2 protein-coding genes and 2 pseudogenes are annotated in these 2,336 nt (G+C 30.8%); 1 reads left to right on the top strand and 3 read right to left on the bottom strand.

The genetic code is table 11. The features are described 5' to 3' along the window. The 3 genes and pseudogenes from HG1285_RS20665 to HG1285_RS04260 form a co-directional block, all read right to left on the bottom strand. The coding region (locus HG1285_RS20665) for an LAGLIDADG family homing endonuclease (RefSeq protein ID WP_157560670.1) at window positions 1-908 on the bottom strand (908 nt) is incomplete at its 3' end. Between the two features lie 144 nt (window positions 909-1,052). Next, window positions 1,053-1,492, bottom strand: a pseudogene (gene folE / locus HG1285_RS18345) (GTP cyclohydrolase I); the annotation flags it as partial. Between the two features lie 11 nt (window positions 1,493-1,503). Then, window positions 1,504-1,923 (bottom strand): CoA-binding protein, encoded by a 420-nt coding sequence (locus HG1285_RS04260; RefSeq protein WP_008288682.1) that lies wholly within the window; start codon window positions 1,921-1,923, stop codon window positions 1,504-1,506. 84 nt (window positions 1,924-2,007) lie between these two features. Here HG1285_RS04260 and HG1285_RS19190 point away from each other — a divergent pair. Next, a pseudogene (locus HG1285_RS19190) lies at window positions 2,008-2,336 on the top strand (radical SAM protein); the annotation flags it as partial.

Genomic DNA, 2,336 nt, shown 5'->3' on the forward strand with positions numbered 1-2,336 from the left:
ATGGACATACAATTTCCTGATATGGCAATCTTGTTGTTTCTCCTTACTAACAAATAACCTTCTGGAACAGTTACGGAATATATGTAGTCGTTATATGGTACATCTTTAACTTCTCTGACCATAGAATAATATTTATCATTTCCTTTCTTATCTTTTCTAGTTTCTAATCTATAATTTCCATTTCTATATTTATGCTCATATACAGTAGATGATATGCCAATTGTTGCATATAATGCCTGAATTCCATCTATTAATTTTTTTGACTTACTTACAAAATGATAAGTTTTACCGTTTGGTTTCAAATAGCCATCTCCTAATATAAAGTATTTTAAGAATAGCTTTTTCTGTCTTTCTGATAAAGAATAAATAAATTCAGGAATATATTTATCTTCAGATTTTCCAAATTTTTCTACGTATTTAGTCAAAATTTTAGAATTTATTACATATTCAATAGTTCCATTCTTTCTTTTTACGACATTATAATTAAACGGCATTTCTTTAATAGCTTCTTCTATTTTTTTTGCTGAAGCAGTGTTAGCTTTTTGGACTATTCTAACTTTATATTGCTTTTTGCCTTTTACATAATAAGAACCTTCTGCAAGGTAAATACCTAAAAATTTAAGAAAAGTATCAGCTTTTATTTTAACCTTCTTCTTAGTTTTTGTTAACGTAGTACCAAAAACTACCTTATCATAATCTTCCTCTAATTCTACATATTTTAACTCTTCTCCTTTCATTTTTCCTGCTTGTGGGATTATCATTTTACTTAGCTCTTTGATTTCAGAAGCTTTTTTTGAAAGCCATCTTTTATTTTTAGACTTATAAAAAATCCATTCTGTAGAGTAAAGCATTTTATGGTCTGGAGAAACTAATAAATCTACAGATTTACTTTTAAAATTAATCATCATTCCTTTAAATGGATATTTGATATAATTTGCAGGCTTTGTGAATGAAATTTCCAGTGTGTCTGGATTAACCTGAGCTACTTTATCCTCTGAATTTAAATCCTTAAAATACTTCCATCCTTTATCTGTTAATATTTCAGTGTCTGCAGAATAGCATAAGTGTTCAGCCTCAAGTACAACTGCCACACCTTTTGGGTTTAACTCTTTTTCCAAATACTCAGCTATCTCTGCTGTTAACCTTTCTTGAACTGAGGTCTGTATGAGAATTTATTTACTACCCTTACAAGTTTAGAAAGTCCGCATACTTTCCCATCAGGGATATAAGCTATATGAGCTTTTCCAAAAAAGGGAAGAAGGTGATGTTCGCACAGGCTGTAAAACTGAATATCTCTAACAACTACCATTTCGTCATAACTGCCAATGTCTTCAAAAACGGTCATATTAAAATTTTCATGGGTTTTAAACTCTTTCCAGAGCCTTACAATTCTATCTGGAGTTTCTTTCAATCCTTCTCTATCTGGATTTTCTCCAATAGCTTCTAAAAATAGTTTTATAGACTGTTTTAATTTATTTTCATCTATAGACATTTAAGACTCCTTTATTTTTTTAGTCTTGCACATTCTACTTTCATACATTTATTAACAACCACATTATAACCTTTTTTATCCAGTTCTTTTGCAACCTCTTCATTGTACGTTCCAGGCTGGAACCAAAATGTTTTGAAACCTTTTTTCACAGCATCTTCAGCTGTAAATTTTACATCTGCCGGCCTTCTAAACACATCAACTACATCTATATCTTCTTCTATATCAAGAAGTGATTTGTAAACCTTTTCTCCAAGTATTTTTTCTCCTGCGTACTTTGGATTTACAAAAAACAGTTTATAACCACATCTTTTTAAAACTTCAGACACAAAATAGCTTGGTCTTGAAGGATTTTTTGATATTCCAACTACTGCAACATTTTTACTTTCATATAACACTTTTTTTATTTCTTTGTCCGTTTCTAAAATAGGCATAATATGACCTCTTATTAATTTGCTACTTTTATTTTAAAATTTTAAAATAAAAACAATGATGATTTAAACCATAAGGACAGTATAATGAAACCAAAAGTAAAATCACCTTTGTCAGAAGAAGTTACTTATGTTAAGAAGCTACTCAGGACATTGAATTTACACACAGTTTGTGAAGAAGCCTCCTGCCCAAACATTGGGGAATGTTTTGCAAGGAAAACGGCTACATTTATGATAATGGGAGATACCTGTACCAGAAATTGCCCATACTGTGATGTTTCCACGGAAAGCCAAAGCCTTTAGACCCTTTTGAGCCTGAGAACATATCAAATGCTGTAAAAAACTTGGATTAAAACATGTTGTTATTACCTCAGTAAATAGAGATGACCTTCCAGATGGAGGAGCATCTCATTTTG

Source organism: Hydrogenivirga sp. 128-5-R1-1 (genome assembly GCF_000171895.1).

Excerpts from the sequence above, each read along its gene's own strand:
- HG1285_RS04260 (WP_008288682.1), bottom strand. The coding sequence starts at position 1,923 with ATGCCTATTTTAGAAACGGACAAAGAAATAAAAAAAGTGTTATATGAA.